The following is a 21324-nucleotide window of genomic DNA, read 5'->3' as shown; positions in this document are numbered from 1 at the left end:
AATGTGAAGAAATGTCGCATTTTGAATAAACGTGCCTAATTTTAAAAAGGTAAAAAGCAAATCTTGTAGAATACTAAGTCTATAGATAAAAGGTGGGGAAATGGGAAGTGCAAAAGAAAGGAGCAATGAGCATGTCACCACATAGAGAATTAACATCTGAAGCTGCGCAAAAGCAGCAAGGTGAATTACAGCAGCTACGAGCTATTTTTAATGACGTATTAGATGCCATTGTCGTATTTGATGAGTATTTTCAAGTTATAAATGCAAATGAATCAGCCTGCGGGCTGTTTGAAAAAACAAAGGATGAGCTATTAACGCATCAAATGAAAGATTTTCTGATGTATTTTCCGTATGACATGATTGAAGCGTATTATCCTGCACTCTTAGAAGAAAGCTATTTCAAATATGAAGGCGCGATGACGCTTCGAAGCGGCATGATGAAACATGTTGAATTTACTTCACACAAACATAGTCACATGTCGGGCATTATTGTGTGTACATTTCGAGATATTACGCAGCACAAAATGATGGAAAATGAACGGTTTATTAGTCATCATATGTTTATGGATGTATTTAATGAAGCGGTAGACGGAATTGTCATTTTTGATCGAACGGGTCAGCTTATCGACGCGAACCCTTCATTTTGCGAACGATTAAATTATACAAGAGCACAGCTTCTAACCAAAACATTAGAAGAGCTTGTAGAACCTACTTATCATTATAAGGTGAAAAAATTATGGAGAACTCTGCATCAAGAAGGAAAGACAAGCGGTGAGCTACCGATCAGGCTCGAAAATGGAGACGTTACTTTTTTTGAATTTACCACAACGGCTAATATATACAGTCAATACTATATGTCCATTATGAGAGACGTGACGGAAAAACGGCTGATGGAGCAGCAGCTGTTGAGAAGCGAAAAAAATTTCAGGGCTATTTTTGAAAATGCGATTGAAGCGATCTTGATTTGGAGAGACGATGGTGAAATCTTGAACGCTAATCTTGCTTCTTCGCGTACATTTGAGCTGCCGTTAAACAAATTAATTGGAAGCAATTTGTATACGTTTATCGATACAAAAAGCTTTAGTGCGTTAAAGGTGCTCCAAACGTTTCAAACAAAAGGAGAAATTCGCAATCAGCTTCCTTTTTACATGCCAAATGGAGAAATCAAACAGTTGGAATTCACAGGGAAAAAAGGCATTATAGAAGGAGACCATTTAACGATTTTTCGAAACATCAGTGAACGTACAAAAATCGAACAGGAGCTTCGGAATAACGAAGAGAAATTCAGACAGATTTTTAATGGTTCGATCGATGGGTTAGTTTTATGGGACGGCAAGCGAAATATTATTGATGTAAATTCTTCTCTTTGTGATATTCTAGAACTCAGCAAAGAGGAGATTTGTGCGCACTCCATGGAGGATTTTATTTCTTCAGCGAATTTAGATGTGGTCATTGAGCATAAAGAAACGATTGAGCAAAAAGGGGAAGCTGAAGGAGAGATTACGTACGTTACGGGGAACGAAAAAGTTAAAAATATCGAATTTTCTACGAAAAAAGATATCTTGCCAGGTCTATATATGACGCTTTTAAGAGACGTAACGGAACGAAATCAAATGCAAGAGCAGATTCGGAAATCGGATACGCTTCAAGTAGTCGGACAGTTAGCAGCTGGGATTGCGCATGAAATCCGCAACCCGATGACGGCTTTAAAAGGGTTTGTTCAGCTGTTAGAAAGCAGCATTCAAGAAGATCACTCTCTTTATTTTGATATTATTAAATCTGAATTAAAAAGAATTGAAACCATTATTACAGAGTTTCTAGTACTCGCTAAGCCACAGGCTGTAAAGTTTGAAAAGAAAAATCTAGCTGCGGTTGTTAAAGAAACGATTGATTTATTAAATGCTCAAGCGCTTTTAGAAAATATTCAGTTTGAACTAAGTGTGTCTCCTCAGCTGCCAATGGTGTACTGCGAGCCGAACCAGATTAAGCAAGTACTAATAAATGTAATTAAAAATGCAATTGAAGTCACGTCAAACGGAGGAAGAATTATTGTTGAAGTTTACTCTACAGAGCCGCACTACGTGACGGTCTCCATTCGAGATCAAGGAGACGGAATGCCCGAAGAGCGCATCAAGCGCTTAGGAGAACCATTTTATACGACAAAAGAAAAAGGAACGGGACTCGGTTTGATGGTCTCATATAAAATTATCGAAGAACATAAAGGGCGAATTGAAGTGGAAAGCAAAATAGGAGAAGGCACAGCTTTTCATGTTATTCTTCCAGCTTAATTAGAAAGGATAAAAAATATGTACTACGGAGAAATGAATTTATTTTCTGATTTAAAAATTTATATTGTAGCCTCGGAAAAAGGGGTTCAACATATTTGGTTTGATAGCGATGATCATAACGAGCAGCTTAAAAAACTTGTCCATGATGAGGATTATCACCATGTGAAAGAAGCAAAGAGACAGCTGCAGGATTATGCTACAGGGCGCACGCTAACATTTGATTTGCCTTTGGATGTAAAAGGAACAGACTTCCAAAAAGAAGTGTGGTTAACGCTTAAAGGTATACCTTATGGACAAACGTGGTCTTACAGTGAGGTAGCGGAGTCTGTTAATCGCTCTAAAGCCGTAAGGGCTGTGGGACAAGCGAATCGTCGAAATCCACTGCCTATTATTTTACCTTGTCACCGTGTGATTGGAAAAAATGGAGCATTAACAGGTTATGCAGGCTCCCAAACTCATATAAAAGAGAAACTATTAATGCTTGAAAGAAATGTAGCAAAAGGCGCTCTGGAGTTGAAATAACTATTCACCGTCTAATTTCCAGCCTTCTCCTTGCACAAAAACACCGTCAATTTGTTGAGGAGAAGGGAGGGAATTTAGTTCTTCATCTTTGGATAAATCGAATAGCTGATATTGCTGCTTACGATTCAGCGCTTTGTTTTTATCCGTTTTTTGCTCTGAACTCATATTTACTCCCCCTTATTCAAAAAGAATCCCCTATAATATATGTAGAAAAAGAAGAGAGTACTGTTACAATTGTGTTACAAATGCAGTTGAAAACCAGTGCTCAACAAAAAAAGCCGCATAGCAGCGGCTTTTTTTATTGAGCAGATTGCAGCAAAACTTTTTGAATGGATTCAAAAGACGGAGAATGGATAATTCCATGCTCTGTAATAATGGCCGTAATCAGTTCGCTTGGCGTCACATCAAAAGCTGGATTGTACACAGAGATTCCGTCTGGAGCAATTTGTGTATCTCCAATGTGCGTTACTTCTTTAGGTGAACGTTCTTCAATAGGGATGCTGCTGCCGTCTTGAATAGATAAATCAAATGTGGACTGCGGCGCTGCTACGTAAAATGGAATACCGAATGCTTTCGCTAAAAGAGCAAGTCCATATGTTCCAATTTTGTTAGCCGTATCGCCATTTGCTGCAATGCGGTCAGCACCTACAATAATCCCATTAATTCCTTTTGTTTTAATTGTATGAGCAGCCATATTATCCGTAATCAGCGTCACGTCCACTCCCGACTGCTGAAGTTCCCATGCTGTTAAGCGAGAACCTTGAAGAACGGGTCTTGTTTCACAGGCAAATACTTCAAGCGGAATATCGCGCTGCTTAGACAAGTGAAAAGGTGCTAATGCTGTTCCATAATAAGCTGTAGCAATTGAACCAGCATTACATATTGTCATGATTTTATCTTTCTTTTTAAATAAAGAAAGAGCATGATCTCCAATTCGGTAGCACGTTTCTTCATCTTCTACTTGAATTTGAATAGCTTCATGAACAACTTTTGTTTTAGCTTCATTAACGGAAGAAGCGGATTCAGCGCTTTTCGCTACGCGCTCCAATGCCCAAAATAAATTGACGGCAGTAGGGCGTGAACTAGCTAAATACTGTTGATCAAGAGCTAGCTTTTTGTTAAATTCCTTGACTGAATCTGTGTCATAGCTAAGCGCAGAAAGAGCAAGACCAAAAGCCGCCGTAATGCCAATTGCAGGGGCTCCGCGTACTTTCAAGGTAGTGATAGCATCCCATACGTCTTTAATGGTTTGCAGCTTAATATATTCAACTTTGCCAGGAAGCTGCTGCTGATCTAATAAAGTAATATATGATTCATTCCATTCCACTGAGCGCGGAAGTGATAGTGTATTTGTCATGCTGATACCGATCCTTTCATTGTGTACATTATTCGTTATCGAAGTAAATGTTCAAATTCATTTGGTGAAACGTCTTGTTGGTGCAGAAGCAAATAACGTCCAATTTTTAACGCAGTACGTTTAGCGTTAATTTTTCTTTCCTCTGAAGAAATTTCGTCTAAGTCCGCCACGTGAGCTAAGCCAATCGTACGTCGAATGATTTCACATCCTGCATATCCAACAGCATCTTGCCACGTTTGCGTTAAAATTTCATGTAATAAGCGCTCATCTTTAGCGAAAGGTTCAGTGTTTTCAGAATGCCAAAGCGCAGTAAAGGTATCTTTGAATACGTTCCATGTGTTCGTAATGTGTGCAAATAACGGTTCGCGATTTGTTTCTCGAGAAAGAGCATTTAAAAATAAATTCGCAACAAATTGCCCTAAATCGAATCCAAACGGACCGTAAAAAGCAAACTCTGGATCAATCACTTTCGTTTCTTGACTGCTAGCAAAGATGCTGCCTGTATGTAAATCACCGTGGATTAGCGTTTGCGCATTTGTTAAAAATTTATATTTTAATTTTGCTGCTTGTAGCTTTACATCACCATCATTCCACAATTCTTCTACATCAGGACGCAGCGCTTTTTCAAATTCATTTGTATCAATATCAAAAAAAGGATCTGTAAACACTAAATCTTCCGTAATATTGCATAAGTCCGGGTTGCTGTACTTAACAACTTCTTCTTTTTTATCCTGAGGCTTTAAGGCGAAATCAGACGTTTTGAACGCAATATGTCCTAAAAAAGAACCGATATGCTGTGAGAGCAGAGGATAACTTTCACCTTGAATAAGTCCGGCGCGAGAAATCGTTAAATGAGACAGATCTTCCATGACCGTAACAGCAAGCGTTTCATCGTGGTAATAAACAGCGGGCACAAGTTCTGGCGTAAATGCACCAAATTGCTTGAGCGCATTGCTTTCAATTGTGGCACGGTTCAATGATAGAGGCCAGCTTTCGCCTACAACTTTTGCATAGGGAAGTGCTTGTTTGACGATAATGGATTTATTCGTTTGATCATTTATGATGTGAAAGACGAGATTTAAGTTGCCGTCACCAATTTCACGGGCAGTCAGCGCTTCTGTGGCATCAAAAAGACCTAGCTTTTTCACAAGTTTGATTGCTGAAATTTCTGTTAAAGGCTGATACTTCTCTGTTTTTGTTGTTGACATCGGAATCCCTCCATAGTTTATTAAACTGATTTGTTTACTAAGTTAATAGGTTTAAGAATATATGGAGGCTTTTATAATTTTAGAAAATATAAAAGCCTCTTTCGTTGGAAAGAGGCTTGATTGTAGTGTTCAAACCTCTTATCTGCCAGAAAGAATTACTTTCTGTTGGAATTAGCACCGTGCCTTTGTAAAACATGTTTTACGGGTGTGATCCATCTTAGGATGGAATGACGGTCGGTTGCTGGGCTTCACAGGGCCAAATCCCTCAGCCAACTCTTGATAAGAGTACGATTACTTATTCAATTTTGATTTGTTTGAATATTTTATGATATCTGGTGAAAATCGTATCATGCAAAAAAACGGCTGTCAATACATAATTAATAAAATTCTGTGCGGCGATCTGTAAAGACAGGAATTTGTTTACGAATTTCTTTTACAAGTTCCAGGTTAACGTCAGCACTTAAAAGTTCTTCGCTATCGCCAGCTTCAGCGATTATTTCTCCCCACGGATCGATGACTAAGGAATGTCCGGCAAATGTGTTATTAGGATCTTGGCCTACACGATTACACGCGATTACATAGCATTGATTTTCGATTGCACGGCTAATGAGCAGGGCTTTCCAGTGGGCAAGTCTTGGAGCCGGCCACTGAGCGACAACAAACAAGACTTCTGCTCCGCTGCTAGTATGAACCCGAATCCACTCTGGAAAACGAATATCGTAACAAATAACTCCTGCGCACAGTGACTGTTCAAGTGTAAAAAGATTTTTTGCTGTTCCTGCTTCGAGATAGAGGTGTTCATCCATTAATTTAAATAAGTGCAGTTTACTGTATTGTGATACTTCACGACCTTTTCGGTCAAAAATATACATCGTATTCGTGACGCCTTGCTCTGTTTTTTTTGCAATCGAACCTGCCACAATATTTACTTCGTTTGTTTTAGCAAACTGAGAGATTAATTGCTTGGCTTGCTGCCCTTCATCATCTGCAATTTCGTCTAGCCGCGTCAAATCATAAGCTGTATCCCATAGCTCCGGAAGCACAAGGATATCAGGGTTTTCTTTCAAGGCTTCCGTCATTTTTTGTTCGATATATTTTCGGTTTTTAGTTGGATTTCCAAACGCAATATCAAGCTGCAAACACGTAATTTTTACACTCACTTTATCATCCGTCCTTTTTTTAGTAGTTGAAAAAAATGACTTTACAAGTTGAGTATTACAATATATTATTTGTGACTAGAATTTCAAGAATTTTTTGAGAAGGTGTGCGATGATGAAACAATTTGAGCAATCGGAACTATTAAAAAGTTTACCAAAACAATTTTTTGCATCACTTGTAGGCAAGGTAGGAAAAGTAATGGCCCAAGGGCACGACGTTATTAACTTAGGGCAGGGAAATCCTGATCAGCCTACTCCTTCACATATTGTAGAAACACTGCAAAAAGCAAGTGCTAATCCTATGCATCATAAATATTCTCCATTTCGGGGGCACCAGTTTTTAAAAGAGGCCGTGGCGACTTTTTATAAGCGAGAATATGGCGTTGATGTGGATCCTGAAAAAGAAGTAGCGATTTTATTTGGCGGAAAGGGTGGACTTGTTGAAATCCCGCAGTGCTTGTTAAACCCTGGAGATACGGTGCTGGTTCCGGATCCTGGATATCCTGATTACTGGTCTGGAGTAGAGCTTGCAAAGGCAAAGATGGAAGTGATGCCGCTCACGGCTGAAAATCATTTTCTACCCGTATACGAAGAGATAAGTGAAAGTGCTAAAGAACAGGCAAAACTCATGTTTTTAAACTATCCGAATAATCCTACTGGTGCAGTGGCAACGGCAGAATTTTTTGAAGACACCGTGGCATTTGCTGCCAAGCACGATATTTGTGTGGTACACGACTTTGCCTACGGAGCAATTGGATTTGATGGTAAAAAGCCAATCAGCTTTTTACAGACTTCCGGTGCAAAAGAGACGGGAATTGAAATTTATACTCTTTCTAAAACGTATAACATGGCGGGATGGCGAGTTGGATTTGCTGTAGGAAATGAAAGTGTAGTAGAAGCTATTAATCTTCTTCAAGATCATATGTATGTCAGTCTCTTTGGGGCGGTTCAAGAGGCAGCAGCCGCAGCTCTGTTGGAATCTCAACAATGTGTGAATGATTTAGTTAAGCGCTATGAATCTAGACGCAATACCTTTATTCAAGGGCTTCGAGAAATTGGTTGGGATGTTACATCTCCAGCAGGCTCCTTTTTTGCATGGCTAAAAGTTCCTAAAGGATATACTTCCGAACAGTTTTCAGATTTACTTCTTGAAAAAGCGCACGTTGTAGTTGCGCCTGGTGTAGGCTTTGGAACATATGGTGAAGGCTATGTGCGCGTAGGACTGCTGACGGATGAAGAGCGCATGAGAGAAGCTGTATCTCGAATAAAAAAATTGAATTTATTTTAAAAACGCATTGACAACTCTTTTTGAGTTGGCTTAATATGTAAGAAGTTAACGAGATTAATAACCTATAAATCCTAGCGGTATTTTTTATTTAGTATATAATCTACGAATTCAATTTAAATAAATAGCAACTTTCTTATTAAGAGTAGGTGGAGGGACTAGCCCGATGAAGCCCGGCAACCGACTTAACGCATGTTAAGCACGGTGCTAATTCTTGCAGCAGCAGCTGAGAGATAAGAAGAGCAACGAAAGCCTCTTCTTAATCACAGAAGAGGCTTTTTTATTAACGATATTAAACAGCAAGGGAGTTTTTAGCATAATGAGCGAAATCGTTGCAAGCTACTTACTACATGATAATAAAGGGAATTTTCATAAAAAAGCGGAAGGAATCGCTTTAGGACTAACCGTCGGCTCATGGACAGATCTGCCGCTTTTAGATCAACAGCAGCTTCAAAAGCATAAAGGGCGCGTCGTGTCAGTAACTGAGCTTCAAGATTGCGAACGTGTAAACGGATATTTAGGCGGAGAAATTAAGCAGGCTATTGTCAAAATTGCTTATCCAACTGCCAACTTTTCAAAAGATTTACCGGCTATTTTAGTTACGGTTTTCGGAAAACTATCACTTGATGGAAAAGTGAAATTATTAGACTTGGATTTTCCTGATGAATTATTAGCTGAATTCCCAGGACCGCGCTTTGGAATAGAAGGTATCCGAGAGAAATTAGGCGTTTATGACCGTCCGCTTGTGATGAGTATTTTTAAAGGCGTGATTGGAAGAGATATGACGTACTTAACAACTCAGCTGCGTGAGCAAGCGCTTGGCGGAGTGGATTTGGTTAAAGACGACGAGATTTTGTTTGATAGTGAACGAACACCTTTTGAAGCTCGTGTTACAGAAGGGAAAAAAGTACTGAATGAAGTATACGAAAAAACGGGACACCGCACGCTGTATGCTGTTAATTTAACGGGACGAACGTTTGAATTAAAAGAAAAAGCGAGAAAAGCAGCTGAGCTAGGAGCCGATGCTCTTTTATTCAACGCATTTGCTTACGGGTTAGACGTACTGCAGGAACTTCGAGAAGATGATGAAATTAACTTGCCGATTATGGCACACCCAGCTGTTAGCGGAGCGCTTACGCCATCAGAATTTTACGGTTTTTCAAATTCATTACTGCTTGGAAAGCTATTGCGCTTAGCCGGAGCAGATTTTTCACTGTTTCCATCACCATACGGAAGCGTAGCGCTTTCTCTTGAAGATACGACAGGCATTGCCTACGAATTAACGCGTCCTGTATACAAATATAAGCAGTCTTTCCCGGTTCCTTCAGCAGGAATTCATCCTGGAATGGTACCGCAGCTTATGAAGGACTTTGGAATCGACAGCATTATTAATGCAGGAGGCGGAGTTCACGGTCATCCAGACGGAGCTATCGGAGGAGGAAAGGCATTCCGTGCGGCGATAGATGCAGTACTCTCTCATCAAACACTAGCCGAAAAAGCGGAAGAATCAAAAGAGTTGCAAAAAGCCTTAGAACTATGGGGAACAGTAGAGGTGAAAGCATGACATCGTTAAAAATCTTTTGTGACTTTGATGGAACAATCACAAATAGCGATAACATTATTGCTATTATGAAGCAATTTGCTCCTCCGGAGTGGGAAAGTATTAAAGACGACGTGTTGGCACAGCGCGTCTCCATTCAAGAAGGAGTAGGGCAAATGTTTGCCTTGCTCCCCGTGGAATTAAAGGAAGATATTATTTCTTATATTTTAGAGACGTCTGCTATTCGAGATGGATTTGATGATTTTATTGCCTATACAAAAGAGCACCATATTCCGCTTTATATTGTAAGCGGAGGAATTGACTTTTTTGTAAAACCACTTTTGGGAAATCGAGTTGCAGAGGAAATGCTCTACTGCAACGGATCTGATTTTTCCGGTGAGCGCATTTCCATTACGTGGCCTCATACATGTGATAAACAGTGTACAAATAACTGCGGCTGCTGTAAGCCAACGATTATTCGCCATCTTGCAGATGAAAGAGATCATACGGTTGTTATTGGCGATTCCATTACGGATTTGCAGGCTGCCAAATTAGCTGATACGGTCATTGCACGTGACTTTTTAATCAAAAAATGTGAAGAGCTATCTCTACCGTATCGTCCTTTTTCTACTTTTTATGATGTGATTCATCATTTACAAGAATTAACAGAAGAGGTGAAAGCATGAGTATCATGGCTCAGCAAAGATTGCATGAGCTTGCGGATATAAAAGATGAGCTGGCAGAGCGCGATTGGTTCTTCGGTACAAGCGGAAACTTAGCAATTAAAGTGGATCAAAATCCGACAACTTTCTTTGTATCAGCAAGTGGAAAAGACAAAAGAAAACGTACAAATGAAGATTTTTTATTAGTTGATCAATACGGAAAGCCTGCAGAAGACACGCATTTAAAGCCTTCTGCTGAAACGCTTTTGCACGTTAAGATTTACGATTTAACGAATGCTGGGTGCAGTCTTCATGTACATACAATCGACAACAACGTGATCTCTGAACTGTACGGAGATGAAGGCGTTATTTCATTCAAAGGTCAAGAAATTATTAAGGCGCTAGGCATTTGGGAAGAAGATGCGGAAATTACTGTTCCGATTATTCCGAATTACGCAGATATTCCGACACTAGCAGAAGAGTTTTCTCACCATATAAAAGGCGACCAAGGCGCGATTTTGATTCGTAACCACGGAATTACAGTATGGGGGAAAAATGCATTTGAAACAAAAAAAGCGCTAGAAGCCTATGAATTTTTATTTAGCTACCATATTAAACTACTGTCACTTAAAGGCCTTAAGCCAAAAGTGCATTTATAAAAGGAGGAAGCAACAATGGCGCAAATTCGCTTACATGTAAACAATAAAAGAATTGAAACTCAAGAGGAAGTATCAGCTTTTCTGGCAAACAATGAAGTTATTTATGAAAACTGGGATATTACAAAACTTCCAGAAAATCTTCGTGAAAAATATGATTTAACTGATGAAGAAAAAACAGAAATTTTAAACGCTTTTGGTGAGGATATTAAAGATATTTCTGAACGCCGCGGCTATAAAGCTCAAGATGTTATCTCGCTATCGGAATCTACACCAAATATTGATGAATTGTTAAAAAACTTTCAGCGCAAGCATATTCATACAGATGACGAAGTTCGCTTTATTGTAAGTGGTCATGGAATTTTTGTTATTCAAGGAAAAGACGGCGAATTTTTTGATGTTGAATTAGAGCCGGGCGATTTAATTTCAGTACCAGAAAACATTCTTCATTACTTTACACTAATGGAAGATCGTAAAGTAGTCGCTGTCCGAATTTTCGTGACAACTGAAGGATGGGTACCTATTTACGCATAACAATTACTTGTAAAGCATAGGTCATCATCACCCCGCTTTTACATCTAAAAGCGGGGTATTCTTTGGATTATTATAAAACTAACTATTTTTATGTGAATAATAAGTTTAATGGGAGGAACACCATGAAAAAGAGTAAAAAAATGCTGTGGCCACTTACTTTGCTCGTGCTTCTAGTCTTTGCGCTGGCTGCCTGCACGAAAGAACAGCCAAGTCTAAACGAGAAAGCACAGGCAGCTCCAGCGCAGCAAGCGGCTTCTGCTAAGCCTGTACAGCAAGAAGGAAAAAAGGTTACGAAAGATACAAAAATTGCGCTTATTTCTGAATTTACGTCAGGCACTCATGCTGCTCAATATATAACAGGTGTGACAAAAGCGGCTAAAAAAGCAGGAGTACAGCTATCCGTTTCTGATTCAAACAATGATCAATCCAAAATGGCTGCTTATTTAGACACGGCTATTAACCAAAATGTTGACGGTATTATGATTGACCACGGCCGGGCTGAAACTCTTGAACCTGGTGTGAAGCGCGCGATTGCAAAAGGAATTCCCGTTATTGCAACAGACGTAGAATTAAAAGTAGAAGGCGTTACAACCATCGATCAAGACGATTATATGCTTGCGCTCCAGGGCTTGAAACAAATGATGCAGGACATTAACGGAAAAGGAAACATTGTATATGCGTTTGTTGGAGGCTTTGCGCCGATGGAAAAGCGTGACAGCATTTATAAAATTATGATGAATCGCTATCCAGATGTAAAACAAATTGCCACGTTCGGAAGCGCAACGGACAATACCTCATTAGACACACAAAATAAAATGGCAGCTGTGTTGAAGCAGTATCCAAATAAAGGAGACATTGCGGCCGTTTGGGCACCTTGGGACGAATTTGCAAAAGGAGTAACGAGAGCGATTAAAGAAGCAGGACGAGACGAGATTAAAGTGTACGGAGTAGACTTATCTGATGAAGATTTGCAAATGATGCAGGCAAAAAACAGCCCGTGGAAAGCGTCAGCTGCCGTAAATCCAGCTTCAGTAGGAGAAAAGCAAGTTGATCTGCTTCTTAAAAAGATTTCCGGTCAAGAGATCCCTCGCTATTATTCCTTTGATCCCGTTTTAGTAAAACAAACAGATTTGCCTAATCAAACGATTAATATGGATCAGCTTAGTCAGTACGTAGAAGAATGGGGTAAAAAAGAATAGAAGTGGAGGGATAGAGATGACGAACGAGCTTTCAATGAAGAACATTATAAAAAACTTTGGTTCTTTTCAAGCCCTGAACAAAGTTGATTTTACTGTTCAAAAAGGGGAAATTCATGCTTTATTGGGAGCCAATGGTGCTGGTAAAAGTACGTTGATGAAAATATTGTGCGGAGCTTACGACGAATACGAAGGAAAGATCTACAAAGACGGAGGTGAAATCTCCATTTCTTCTCCTAAAGAAGCTAAGCGCCACGGCATTGGCATTGTGCATCAAGAAGTCGATGTAGCGCTGATTCCTTCGCTATCAGTAGCTGAAAACATCGTGCTAGATGTGCAGGCTTCTAAGAAAAGTAAGACATTTGTAAACTGGAAATCTATTTATAAAAAAGCGGAAGAAGCTCTTGCTTTACTTGGTTCTTCTCTATCCGTTAGAAAAAATGTTGTTGATTTAACTCTATCAGAGAAGCAGCAGGTGCTTATTGCACGTGCAATTGTACAGAACGTTGACTATTTAATTTTGGATGAACCAACCGCACCTCTTAGTGTGGAAGAGACGAAACAATTGTTTTCTGTGATGAGAGAGCTGAAGAAAAATGGAGTAGGTATTATTTACATTTCACATCGTCTTCAAGAAGTGGTAGATATTTGTGACCGCTTAACGGTTTTAAAAGACGGACGCTATGTAGCCACAAAAGAAACTTCACATACCTCGATCGAAGACGTGATTACACTTATGTTAGGAACGGCTTCTGTAAAGCAGTGGGTCAAAAAATCAGTAGAAGTAGGAAACCAACTTTTACACGTAGAAGCATTATCTCTTCCAGGGCGGCTTTCTAATATCTCTTTTTATGTAAAAGAAGGAGAAGTAGTAGGTATTGCAGGGCTTGTGGGAGCAGGAAAAACGGAGCTTTGCCGAAGTCTATTTGGACTAGAGCAATATGTGAGCGGCAGCGTTCGGTTAAAAGACAAGAAACTAAAGTTGAATAAGCAGCCGTATTATTATATTGCACAAGGTCTTTCTCTTGTTCCTGAAGAACGAAGAAAAGAAGGGATTTTTGTTCATGAATCGATTGCGGATAACTTAGTTTTGCCAAGTCTGTCCCGCTTTACAAATTATTCGTTTCTAAAGCGAGGAAAGATCAAAGAAAAAGCGCAGAAAACGACTGGGCAAGTTGGAGTAAAGTCTCATTCTATCGAGCAGTCAGTTGGAACGTTAAGCGGTGGAAATCAGCAGAAAGTAGCAATCGGAAAATGGCTTGTTACGGACTCTGACGTACTGTTGTTCGATGAGCCAACTAAAGGGGTCGATGTAGGCTCCAAGCGAGAGATATTTGATTTAATTACAAATCTTGTGTCACAGCAAAAAGGAGTTGTTTATGCAACCTGTGAATTCGAGGAGCTGCTAGGGGTAGCGGATCGAATTTATGTTATGTACAACGGAAAAATCGTGAAAGAATTATCCAAAGAAGAAGCAACTAGTGAAAAATTATTTTATTATACAGCAGGAGGAGTAAAAGGATGAGTGCGGAGTATGTAACAGAACCTGTAGCGAAACCAAAGAGAAAAATAAGCGTTTTCGATTTTTTTTATAAATATGGGACAGTCTTAATGATTTTTATTATTATGATTATTTTTTCCATTGCCACACCTAACTTTTTAACAGGAGAAAACATTAGTGATATCCTGCGCTCTATTTCCATTGTTACCTTAATCGCGCTTGGTGTAACGATATCGTTAACCGTCAACGGACTCGATTTATCTGTAGGGTCTACGGCTGGATTAGCCACTATTTTATCAGCCTCTATGCTTGTTTTACACAGACAAGAAATTGCAGTCGCTATCATTGTTCCGATTATTGCATCGCTTCTTATCGGGTTAGTAAATGCTTTTTTAGTAGTGAAAGTAAAGATTCCTGATATTTTAGCTACTCTTTCAATGATGTTCATCGTACAGGGGATTTTATTAACGTATACAAAAGGCTCAGCTATTTATACCAATATGCCTTTACCAAGCGGAGACAGAGCTCCGGGAATTTTTATTCCATCTTTCCTTGCGCTAGGGCAAGGTCACTTTCTAGGTATTCCTGTTCCTGTTATCATTATGCTGCTGACTGTGCTGCTTGTTCATATCGTTTTTTCCTATACGAAGTTTGGGCGTTTTTTCTACGTAACAGGAGGGAACATAGAAGCTGCAAGACTTTCGGGTGTACCGGTTAACCGTTACCGTATGTATGCCTATATGTTTTCAGGATTGCTTGCTGGAATTGGAGGAGTCGTTTTAGCTGCCCGTATTGGAGTAGGAGAAGTGAACGCCGGCTCACCATTTTTAATGGATGCCGTAGCTGCTACATACATTGGCTTTTCCGTATTTGGAGCAGGGAAACCAAATGTATTCGGGACGCTGATTGGCTCTATTTTAATTGGTGTGCTGTTAAATGGGTTAACGATGCTAAATGTTCCGTATTATATGCAAGACATTATTAAAGGAGCTGTATTAGCAGGAGCCTTGGCTTTGACGTATTACCGCTCGAAACAAACATCTACGGCTGTGTGAACAGCCGTTTTTTTTCGTTTGAAATCGGGAAGAATAAGGAAAAACAATAGTATAGCCTATTATTTATGTAGAAAGAGGGAGTATAGATGAAACGTGTCGTCATTATAGGAGGAGTAGCCGCCGGAATGAGCGCAGCTTCACAGCTTCGCCGGATGAAAGAAAAAGAAGAAGTGGAAATCCTTGTGTTTGAAAAAGGTGGAGATATCTCTTACAGCGCATGCGGCATGCCTTACTATCTGTCAGGTGTTGTAAAAGAAAAAGACGATTTGATTGCTCGGACGAAACAAGAATTTGAAGAGCGAAACATCTCCGTCCATCTTTTTCACGAAGTTAAAGAAGTAAATCATACAAAAAAATACATAGTAGTGCAAAATGTAAAGACGCAAGCGGAAAAAGAGATAACATATGATGAACTCATCATTGCAACTGGAACAACGGCTGTTAAACTCAATTTTATGAGTGATAACATGCCGAATGTATGCACATTAAAGTCATTAGAAGACAGCGAAAGAATCTATACATATCTACAGGCTCACTCCGTAGAGAAAGTCACCATTATCGGCGGAGGATATGTCGGAATGGAAGTAGCTGAAGCAATGAAGGCTTTGGGAAAAGAAGTACGGGTTATTGAACAGGGAAAGCAGATTCTATCTATTTTAGATCAAGAAATGGCAGAACATTTACAAAAGCAGTTAGATGACGATATTTTATTTCATTTCGAAGAAGAAGTGGAAGCATTGCTGCATTCAGATGGTTCCGTCACTCACGTTCAAACAAACCGTCAAACGTATCAAACAGATTTAGTGATTGTAAATGTAGGAGTTCGTCCGAATACGCAATTCTTAGAAAGAAACGGACTAAGGATGCTTGAAAATGGAGCTATTTTAGTAAACGAGAAGTTGGAAACCAACGTGCCTCATATCTACGCAGCAGGAGATTGTGCAACGAGCTATCACCGCGTATTAAAAAAAGATGTTCATATTGCTCTTGGAACCATTGCCAATAAGCAGGGAAGGGTTCTTGGTTACCGATTAGGGGGAGAAAATAGAGAATTTCCGGGTGTTGTAGGTACAAGTATTGTCAAAGTGATGGACTATGAAATTGGGAAAACCGGCATTTCAGAAAGAGAAGCAAGAGAAAATTCTCTTTTATACAAAGCCATCACGGCCGAAGCTCCGAGTCATGCGTCTTACTATCCAGGAGTTGAAAAGATTGTAATAAAACTTGTTTATCATCCTGAAACAAAAGAGATTTTGGGGGTTCAAATGATTGGTAAAGAAGGAGTAGCAAAACGAATCGATGTATTTGCGACAGCTATTACTTGCCGCCTCACAACAGATGAAATAACCATGCTAGATCTTTCGTATGCTCCTCCTTTTGCTACGGTATGGGATGCTGTACAAATTGCTGCTCAGAAAGCTGAATAGAAAAAGATGCAGGGACAAAAGTATGAAGATCCGAACAAATTGATTCTTGATTAAGAATCAACTTCGTTCGGATTTTTTTGTGGTGATGGTGAACGCAGGCTTCATATATTTAGCTGCTTTTAGCTGTTGATTGGAGGGCAAGGCGAAAACTCCTGCGAGACAAGCGGTTCAGCTCATGTATCCCATTTGTTCGTTTTTAGATTGTATTGATTTCGTTATGTCTCAATCTTTTTTCTATTCGACAAGCAGCATCTTTTGTCGAAAAACAAGTTGTAAAAAAAAGATAAATGGTATTCCTATAATAATGTAAGCGTTTTTAAAATCCGACAAAATAATTTTTTTGCAAAAAAAATGTCTATTATTGCGACTCTATTTACATATTTAGTAGAATTTGTAATAATGCGTTATAAGCTAATTTTTTTGTCATAGGAGAGGATTTTGTGTTTGGAGTGAGAAATAGAACGAAATCAGAGAGATTATTAGTAGAAATCGTCCAAAAAAGACAAAAGATGGTGCAGATCGGAGAAGAAAAAGGTTTGACTAATGAAGAAACCGTTACCTGTAGTCAAGAGCTTGATCAGCTCTTACTCGTTTATCAAAAGCAGCGTTTAAAAGAAGAGGAAGAAAAGACATCGTTTGCCACACTGATTAGCCGCTTTTTATCTTTTTCAAAGCTGTAATGCAGGACAAGCATTCGGGATCGGGCAGTAAAACAATTATGCTGCCCGTGGCCTCTCTTCACCTTTAAAAAATGTTAATTAAAAAGATCATAAACAAAATACCAAAAATAAACGAATAAGTAGCAAATCTTTCGTTTCCATCGCCGTGACTTTCTGGAATCAACTCTTTATAAATAATAAAAAGCATGGCTCCAGCAGCAAAAGCTAATCCATATGAAACGAGAGAATCAACAAAATTAGTTAAATAAAACCCGAGTAAAGACGTTACAATCTCAACGGAGCCTGTAAGGGTAGCAATTAAAAATGCTTTTATTTTATTGATATTTTGCTGAGCTAAAAATAGCGCGACCAACAGTCCTTCAGGTGCATTTTGAAGACCGATTGCAAGGGCGATTAAGTTCCCTGTATTTTCAACATTTGAAGCATAGCTAACACCAACAGACAGTCCTTCAGGAAGGTTATGCAAAGTAATAGCGGAAACAATTAAAAGTGCTTTTTCGTCAAACTGAATGCCGGTTTTAGAATGCTCAAGGTCAATGTGAGGAATATTCTGCTCCAAGAGTGTTAATGTTACAACTCCAAGCAGTAAGCCAATGGCTAAGGGAAAAAATCCGCCGCTTTGAAGAGATTCAGGAATCAAGCTCATAGTAGAAGCAGCTGTCATAATACCTGCAGTGAGCGCAAGAAGTATATCTTTCCACCGATGAGTGAGTTCTTGATTCAAAAACAGAATAGGCAAAGCGCCTACTCCAGTCGATAGTGCAGAAAGAATGCTTCCAATTAGTACCTCAGTCATAAACCGCCTCCTTTTACGTATTCTTCTTTTTATCCTCAATTCACATCGTTCTTTTAGTGTATGTTTTTTTGTTTTCTATGAGCATGACTATTTTAAAAATGAATAGCTTTATGCAATAACCTTACAAAAAAAGTTGAACCAGTGAAGGTTCAACTTTTTAGGTAAAGTACAGCTCCTGAACTTGGTTAGCAATGTGCTCAAGCTTATTGGAAACTTGAGGAATGCCATATCCTACATACAAAGGAGATGTGGCAAAGCGAGGAATGATTTTCGCCGCAATTTTGCCGTTTTTAAGATTATAAAAAAATAAGTTGTAGCTCGTGCAGCTACGATGAAAATGATTTAATAAATAGTGAGCAGCCGTTTGAAGATAATCTGCAAATGTGTGCAGCTCTTTGTCAAGCTTATCCGTTATCACGTTAAATTCAAAAAAGCCCATTCTAGGTTTTACAGATAAATTAAATGTGACGTGTTCATTTTTGGCAATTGTGACTCCTTCAAACTGCTCTAGCTTCACATTTTCATTTACATCCATCTCATTTAAACCAATAATTTGCATATGAGGATGCCGTAACGATCCTCCGGACATAGGTCCATGGTTTTTGAAGAAAAGAACAGAAGCATATTCACCGCTGTTCATCATAGATATCCATCGTTCAGTAGCGAAGCTCAGCAAGGTGTACAGATGTTCTTTTGGATAAACAGATAGTTCCGAGGAACATTCATCGGTCTCAATAATAACCGTCTGATAAGCATCTTGCAGAACAGGAAATTTATTCTTTAGCCAAATGATAGGTCCTTGTTTTTCAATGATGCCTGTGAGAGATTCAACGTCACAAAATGGACAGGGATTTTGCCGGTTAACGATTGTTTCAGGCTTTTGTGAACCAATCGCGGAATTAAATAATAAATGGGTTGGTTTCATAATCATTCACCTTTTTATGTAATGGTCATATGTTTATTGTATTAAAAGCATATGTATAAATCCACTTATATACATTTTTTATCAAAAAAATTGTACAAGCGGAGAGAATAACCGATGAAATAAGCCTGCTTTGATTGACTTTGAAGGGAAATTTTAGTATTATCTTGATATCAAGATAATATTAAAGGAACTGATTAAAATGACGAATGATGTAACTAGAGAAGAGTTAGACCAATCTCTTAAATTATTTATTGTACTATCTCGTGCCAATCGTTCAATTAATGATCATGTGCATAAATTTATTCAACAGCATGGAATGAATCCAACCGAATTTGCTGTCCTAGAGTTATTGTATCACAAAGGTCAACAGCCTCTGCAGCAAATTGGCGGAAAAATTCTACTCGCAAGCGGCAGTATTACTTATGTAGTAGACAAACTTGAGAAAAAAGGCTTCTTAGAGCGCGTTGCTTGTCCGAACGATCGCCGCGTAACCTACGCAGCGATCACTCCGCAAGGCAAGGAAATGATTGAAAGTATGTTTCCGAGTCATGAAAAAAGAATTCATGATATTCTATCCGTTTTATCTAGCGAAGAAAAGGAAGTTGCTATTTCGATGCTTAAGAAACTGGGGCACTATGCAGATGAATTTTTACCGGAATCGACTAATTAACTAAGGAAAGCTCGTTTGTTTCTGTTGAACAAACGAGTTTTTTCTATGACTTCTTTCATAACCAATCGACATAAAAAATAAAAAGTTACAAAAAATTGAAATTAACAGGAATACAGCTGGATAAAAACGAATTAGGTTACATACAGACAATAGAGGAAGGGGAACAAATGATGAAATTTGAGAATTATACATATACGCGACCTGATATGAATGAAATTGAAAAGCAGTTTGAAAAGGCCATTACACATTTTACGGAAGCAGCGTCAGTCAGTCAGCAAAACGAGGCAATTCGTCTAGCAAACGATGCGTATTCTCAGTACAGCACAATGGGGAACATCTGCTATATTCGTCATTCTATCGACACAGCGAATGAATTTTATAAAGAAGAACAAGACTATTTTGATGAAACACAGCCGCTTTTAGAAGGATATGTAGAGAAATTTTACAAAGCGTTAATCTCTTCGCCTTTTAAAGAGAAACTAGAAGAAAAGTGGGGCAAGCAGCTATTTTCTCTTGCTGAAATGCAGTTAAAAACGTTCTCTCCTCAAATAGTAAAAGAGCTGCAGGAAGAAAATAAGCTATCGTCTCAATATACGAAACTAGTGGCGTCAGCCAAAATTTTATTTGAAGGAGATGAAAGAACGTTAGCTCAGCTCGATCCGTTTATGGAGTCCCCTGATCGAGAAATGAGAAAAAAAGCAGCAGAAGCGAAGTTTCAATTTTTCACCGATCACCAAGAGGAATTTGATGATATTTACGACAAGCTTGTAAAAGTGCGGACCAAGCTTGCTGAAAAATTAGGCTATAAAAATTTCGTAGAAGTGGGCTATGCTCGTATGTCTAGAATAGGCTACGATGCTGACATGGTTGCCGCTTTTCGCAAACAAGTAAAAGAGTATATTGTTCCCCTTACTGAAAAACTAAAAAAGCGTCAGCAGGAAAGAATTCAAGTAGAGAGCTTAACTTATTATGATGAACCGTTTCAGTTTGAAACAGGAAACGCAGTGCCAAAAGGTGATGAAAAGTGGATTATTGAAAATGGACGGGTAATGTATAAGGAGCTTTCTAAAGAGACGGACGAATTTTTTTCATTTATGCTTGAAAATAATTTGATGGATTTAGTCGCTAAAAAAGGCAAAGCAGGCGGAGGCTACTGTACGTTTATTGAAGAATACAAAGCGCCGTTTATTTTTTCAAATTTTAATGGAACATCAGGCGATATTGATGTGTTAACGCATGAAGCAGGGCATGCTTTTCAAGTGTATTCCAGCCGAGATATGGAAACCAATGAGTATCACTGGCCTACGCATGAAGGAGCTGAAATTCATTCGATGAGCATGGAGTATTTTACATGGCCTTGGATGGAGTTGTTCTTTAAAGAAGACAAAGATAAATACCAGTTTTCTCATTTAAGCTCAGGCTTAACTTTCTTGCCTTACGGGGTAGCGGTAGATGAATTTCAGCATGCTGTATACGAACGCCCTGAGATGACGCCTTCGGAACGAAAACAAACGTGGCGAGAAATCGAAAAGAAATATATGCCTTCTAAAAACTATGACGGCCATCACTATCTAGAAAGCGGGGGCTTCTGGCAGCGCCAGCTTCATATTTACACGTCTCCGTTTTATTATATTGATTACACGCTCGCTCAAATTTGTGCATTTCAATTTTGGAAAAAAGATCGAGAAAATCACGAACAAGCGTGGCAAGATTACGTTCATTTGTGTAAGCTTGGCGGAAGTAAGCCGTTTTTAGAATTAGTAGAGGAAGCGAATTTGATCTCTCCATTCGAAGAGGGCTGCGTGCAGTCTGTAGTAGATGAAATTGAAAACTATTTAAATAGTATTGATGATAAAAAGCTATAA

At 39.0% G+C, this 21324-nt stretch carries 20 protein-coding genes and 2 riboswitches; of the genes, 14 read left to right on the top strand and 6 right to left on the bottom strand.

Features of this window, described 5'->3' with window-relative positions:
- Window positions 1-131 precede the first annotated feature (131 nt).
- Window positions 132-2288, top strand: a complete 2157-nt coding sequence (locus AC4NPH_RS08835; protein WP_213019893.1) for a PAS domain S-box protein — start codon at window positions 132-134, stop codon at window positions 2286-2288.
- Window positions 2289-2306: 18 nt separating this feature from the next.
- Window positions 2307-2810 (top strand): methylated-DNA--[protein]-cysteine S-methyltransferase, encoded by a 504-nt coding sequence (locus AC4NPH_RS08830; protein ID WP_029325075.1) that lies wholly within the window; start codon window positions 2307-2309, stop codon window positions 2808-2810.
- On the opposite strand, the gene AC4NPH_RS08825 is transcribed toward AC4NPH_RS08830, so the two are convergent.
- The 4 genes from AC4NPH_RS08825 to AC4NPH_RS08810 all read right to left on the bottom strand — a co-directional run bounded on the left by AC4NPH_RS08825 (window position 2811) and on the right by AC4NPH_RS08810 (window position 6535).
- Window positions 2811-2975 (bottom strand): hypothetical protein, encoded by a 165-nt coding sequence (locus tag AC4NPH_RS08825; RefSeq protein WP_013055953.1) that lies wholly within the window; start codon window positions 2973-2975, stop codon window positions 2811-2813.
- Between the two features lie 133 nt (window positions 2976-3108).
- Window positions 3109-4167, bottom strand: a complete 1059-nt coding sequence (gene mtnA / locus AC4NPH_RS08820; RefSeq protein ID WP_013055954.1) for an S-methyl-5-thioribose-1-phosphate isomerase — start codon at window positions 4165-4167, stop codon at window positions 3109-3111.
- A 35-nt stretch (window positions 4168-4202) separates the two neighbouring features.
- Window positions 4203-5375 carry an S-methyl-5-thioribose kinase gene (gene mtnK, locus AC4NPH_RS08815; RefSeq protein WP_029325077.1) on the bottom strand — a complete coding sequence of 391 codons (1173 nt, stop codon included), beginning with the start codon at window positions 5373-5375 and terminating at the stop codon, window positions 4203-4205.
- A 135-nt stretch (window positions 5376-5510) separates the two neighbouring features.
- A riboswitch (SAM riboswitch) is annotated at window positions 5511-5661 on the bottom strand.
- A 91-nt stretch (window positions 5662-5752) separates the two neighbouring features.
- Complete coding sequence (locus AC4NPH_RS08810; RefSeq protein WP_013055956.1) at window positions 5753-6535, bottom strand: carbon-nitrogen family hydrolase; 783 nt, start codon at window positions 6533-6535, stop codon at window positions 5753-5755.
- A 112-nt stretch (window positions 6536-6647) separates the two neighbouring features.
- Between AC4NPH_RS08810 and AC4NPH_RS08805 the strand changes: the two genes are divergently transcribed.
- From AC4NPH_RS08805 to AC4NPH_RS08760, 10 genes are all read left to right on the top strand, one after another.
- Complete coding sequence (locus AC4NPH_RS08805) at window positions 6648-7820, top strand: pyridoxal phosphate-dependent aminotransferase (protein WP_053487010.1); 1173 nt, start codon at window positions 6648-6650, stop codon at window positions 7818-7820.
- A gap of 130 nt (window positions 7821-7950) precedes the next feature.
- Window positions 7951-8057: riboswitch (SAM riboswitch) on the top strand.
- A 79-nt stretch (window positions 8058-8136) separates the two neighbouring features.
- Entirely contained in the window at window positions 8137-9381 is a 1245-nt protein-coding gene (mtnW, locus tag AC4NPH_RS08800) for a 2,3-diketo-5-methylthiopentyl-1-phosphate enolase (RefSeq protein WP_013055958.1), read from the top strand.
- Window positions 9378-10043: a 2-hydroxy-3-keto-5-methylthiopentenyl-1-phosphate phosphatase gene (locus AC4NPH_RS08795; RefSeq protein ID WP_013055959.1), complete on the top strand. Its 666-nt coding sequence runs from the start codon at window positions 9378-9380 to the stop codon at window positions 10041-10043. Before mtnW ends, AC4NPH_RS08795 begins: the two co-directional genes overlap by 4 nt.
- Window positions 10040-10678, top strand: a complete 639-nt coding sequence (locus tag AC4NPH_RS08790) for a methylthioribulose 1-phosphate dehydratase (RefSeq protein ID WP_013055960.1) — start codon at window positions 10040-10042, stop codon at window positions 10676-10678. Before AC4NPH_RS08795 ends, AC4NPH_RS08790 begins: the two co-directional genes overlap by 4 nt.
- 15 nt (window positions 10679-10693) lie before the next feature.
- Window positions 10694-11209: a 1,2-dihydroxy-3-keto-5-methylthiopentene dioxygenase gene (locus tag AC4NPH_RS08785; protein ID WP_013055961.1), complete on the top strand. Its 516-nt coding sequence runs from the start codon at window positions 10694-10696 to the stop codon at window positions 11207-11209.
- A gap of 122 nt (window positions 11210-11331) precedes the next feature.
- Window positions 11332-12408, top strand: coding sequence for a sugar ABC transporter substrate-binding protein (locus AC4NPH_RS08780; protein ID WP_063670932.1), 1077 nt, complete (start codon window positions 11332-11334; stop codon window positions 12406-12408).
- 16 nt (window positions 12409-12424) lie between these two features.
- A complete protein-coding gene (locus tag AC4NPH_RS08775; RefSeq protein ID WP_097813242.1) occupies window positions 12425-13930 on the top strand; it encodes a sugar ABC transporter ATP-binding protein in 1506 nt (501 codons plus the stop codon).
- Window positions 13927-14961 (top strand): ABC transporter permease, encoded by a 1035-nt coding sequence (locus tag AC4NPH_RS08770; RefSeq protein ID WP_013055964.1) that lies wholly within the window; start codon window positions 13927-13929, stop codon window positions 14959-14961. The genes AC4NPH_RS08775 and AC4NPH_RS08770 overlap by 4 nt, the downstream gene beginning before the upstream one ends.
- Window positions 14962-15047: 86 nt before the next feature.
- Window positions 15048-16388: a CoA-disulfide reductase gene (locus AC4NPH_RS08765; RefSeq protein ID WP_097813241.1), complete on the top strand. Its 1341-nt coding sequence runs from the start codon at window positions 15048-15050 to the stop codon at window positions 16386-16388.
- A gap of 440 nt (window positions 16389-16828) precedes the next feature.
- Window positions 16829-17068 carry an aspartyl-phosphate phosphatase Spo0E family protein gene (locus AC4NPH_RS08760; RefSeq protein WP_013055966.1) on the top strand — a complete coding sequence of 80 codons (240 nt, stop codon included), beginning with the start codon at window positions 16829-16831 and terminating at the stop codon, window positions 17066-17068.
- Window positions 17069-17132: 64 nt separating this feature from the next.
- Here the strand turns inward: AC4NPH_RS08760 and AC4NPH_RS08755 are convergent, their stop codons facing one another.
- Window positions 17133-17864 carry a ZIP family metal transporter gene (locus AC4NPH_RS08755; RefSeq protein ID WP_029325085.1) on the bottom strand — a complete coding sequence of 244 codons (732 nt, stop codon included), beginning with the start codon at window positions 17862-17864 and terminating at the stop codon, window positions 17133-17135.
- Window positions 17865-18021: 157 nt separating this feature from the next.
- Window positions 18022-18789, bottom strand: coding sequence for a DUF4931 domain-containing protein (locus AC4NPH_RS08750; RefSeq protein ID WP_063670938.1), 768 nt, complete (start codon window positions 18787-18789; stop codon window positions 18022-18024).
- A gap of 199 nt (window positions 18790-18988) precedes the next feature.
- Between AC4NPH_RS08750 and AC4NPH_RS08745 the strand changes: the two genes are divergently transcribed.
- Window positions 18989-19459: a MarR family winged helix-turn-helix transcriptional regulator gene (locus AC4NPH_RS08745; protein WP_013055969.1), complete on the top strand. Its 471-nt coding sequence runs from the start codon at window positions 18989-18991 to the stop codon at window positions 19457-19459.
- A 170-nt stretch (window positions 19460-19629) separates the two neighbouring features.
- Complete coding sequence (locus AC4NPH_RS08740; RefSeq protein ID WP_098197103.1) at window positions 19630-21324, top strand: M3 family oligoendopeptidase; 1695 nt, start codon at window positions 19630-19632, stop codon at window positions 21322-21324.

The sequence above is a fragment of the Priestia sp. MDV22-iso46 genome, assembly GCF_058629175.1.
This window is presented reverse-complemented; position numbering and strand designations above follow the sequence as displayed.